This window comes from Rhizocola hellebori, from assembly GCF_016862955.1.
GTDB lineage: Bacteria > Actinomycetota > Actinomycetes > Mycobacteriales > Micromonosporaceae > Rhizocola > Rhizocola hellebori.
This window is the reverse complement of record NZ_BONY01000182.1, coordinates 1-1833: the sequence shown is the minus strand read 5'-3', so window position 1 is coordinate 1833 and position 1833 is coordinate 1. Positions and strand designations below refer to the sequence as shown.

3 protein-coding genes are annotated in these 1833 nt (G+C 65.7%); all 3 read left to right on the top strand.

What is annotated here, in order from left to right; genetic code table 11:
• The first annotated feature begins 116 nt into the window (after positions 1-116).
• The 3 genes from proC to Rhe02_RS49365 all read left to right on the top strand — a co-directional run bounded on the left by proC (position 117) and on the right by Rhe02_RS49365 (position 1764).
• Positions 117-923, top strand: coding sequence for a pyrroline-5-carboxylate reductase (gene proC / locus Rhe02_RS49375; RefSeq protein ID WP_203915542.1), 807 nt, complete (start codon positions 117-119; stop codon positions 921-923).
• A 10-nt stretch (positions 924-933) separates the two neighbouring features.
• On the top strand, positions 934-1284 hold the full coding sequence (locus Rhe02_RS49370; RefSeq protein WP_203915541.1) for a VOC family protein: 351 nt from the start codon (positions 934-936) through the stop codon (positions 1282-1284).
• Between the two features lie 105 nt (positions 1285-1389).
• Positions 1390-1764: a hypothetical protein gene (locus Rhe02_RS49365; protein ID WP_203915540.1), complete on the top strand. Its 375-nt coding sequence runs from the start codon at positions 1390-1392 to the stop codon at positions 1762-1764.
• Positions 1765-1833: the final 69 nt, after the last annotated feature.

The following is a 1833-nucleotide window of genomic DNA, read 5'->3' as shown; positions in this document are numbered from 1 at the left end:
GGGAAGACACCGGCTCTCGAGCGGCGCTGCCCGCGCGTTGCTTCGCACGCGCCATGTTGCAGCGCGGCGCTATGCCGCCCGCTTTGTCGTTCTAGCGCGAGCATAGAGTTACAGCCATGCACACGATCGCGGTGATTGGGGCCGGGAAGATCGGGGAGGTTCTTCTCTCGGGTCTGCTTAAGGCTGGGTGGCAGCCGGATCGGCTGGTGGCTACTGCGCGGCGCGGGGAGCGGGCGGAGCTGTTGCGGGAGCGGTATGGGATTCGGGTGCTCTCCAATGAGGAGGCTTGCGCGGAGGCCGAGGTGCTCGCGATCGCTGTGAAACCTCAGGACGCTGCGGCGCTGATGGCCGATCTCGGGCAGCACATTCCGCGGGAGAAGCTGCTCATCTCGCTGTGTGCGGGGTTGCCGACTAGCTTTTTCACCAAGTGGCTCGCTGAGGGCACTCCGATCGTCCGGGTCATGACCAACACTCCGGCTCTGGTCGATGAGGCCATGACCGCGATCTCGGCCGGCCCGCACGCGACCGCTGCCCACCTTGCCCTCGCCGAGGAGCTCTTCTCGCCTTTGGGCCGCACCATCCGGGTACCAGAATCGCAGCAGGACGCGGTCACGGCGCTCTCCGGATCGGGTCCGGCCTACTTCTACTTCCTCGTCGAGGCGATGACCGACGCGGGCATCCTGCTCGGGCTGCCCCGACAGGTGGCCCATGACCTGATCGTGCAGACGGCGATCGGCTCGGCCATCATGCTTCGCGACTCGGGTGAGCATCCGGTCAAGCTGCGCGAGGCGGTCACTTCCCCTGCGGGGACAACGATTTCGGCCATCCGTGAGCTGGAGAACCACGGCGTGCGCGCCGCGCTGCTGTCAGCGCTGGAGGCGGCACGCGACCGAGCGAAGGAAATCGCCGACCAGAATCTATAGGCTGGGCATCATGATTAATGCGGTGCACATGATTCTCTTCAGTGAGAACCCGGCGGCCGATCGGGCCTTCCTGCGCGACGTGCTCGGCTATCCCTATGTGGACACCGGGCACGACTGGCTGATTTTCAAGCTCCCACCGGCCGAGGCGGGAGTCCACCCGGGCCAGGGCGCCGATGGCGTCGCGATGTACTTCCTGTGCGACGACATCGACGCAACCCTGGCCGAGCTGACCGCCGCCGGCGTCGAGACGCTGCGCCCAGTGTCCAAAGAGGACTGGGGGCTGGCCACCGCCATCAAGCTGCCCGGCGGCGCGCAAGTAGGCCTCTACCAACCGCTTCACGCTCTCGCGTATGAGCTGTAAGCGTTCAGGCCTGCTCACTCACGTGTGAGGGGGTATCGGGCGCAAACCATGAGGCCGTAGGCTTTTCAAAGGGAGGAATGCCCCATCTGTCCCTAGGAGGAAGCCATGCGTCGAGTCGCCGTCATCCTCGGCACAACCATTGGCCTGCTTGCTGTTTCGGCACCGGCATACGCCTACGCCCACGATCGGGTGACCAATCCCTACCTACACGCCGCGCTCGACCTGCTCACCCTCGCCGTGGTCACCTCGCCGGTGTGGACGGCCTTCCAATGGAAGCGGGGCAAGCGGTCCCTGTGGCTCATCGGGCTGATCGCCGGCATCCAGGTGCCCGCCGGCGTCCTCGCCTTCGTTCCCATCCCGGACCCGATCCTGCACACGCTAGCCCTGACGATGAGCCTCGCCGTGACCGTGACGTCGATTGTCTACGTGAGACGCGAGGCAGCCCAGGCCAAAGTGGTGGCGCAAACCACCACCAGATAGGAATCCACTGTCGGCCGTGTGCGCCCGACGCGGACGGCCGGCGGTGGTAAAGGAGCTGTAATTCTGGCG

What these genes read in the sequence shown, in the direction of transcription:
- Rhe02_RS49370 (WP_203915541.1), top strand. Translation starts at nt 934, where the DNA reads ATGATTAATGCGGTGCACATGATTCTCTTCAGTGAGAACCCGGCGGCC.
- proC (WP_203915542.1), top strand. Translation starts at nt 117, where the DNA reads ATGCACACGATCGCGGTGATTGGGGCCGGGAAGATCGGGGAGGTTCTT.
- Rhe02_RS49365 (WP_203915540.1), top strand. Translation starts at nt 1,390, where the DNA reads ATGCGTCGAGTCGCCGTCATCCTCGGCACAACCATTGGCCTGCTTGCT.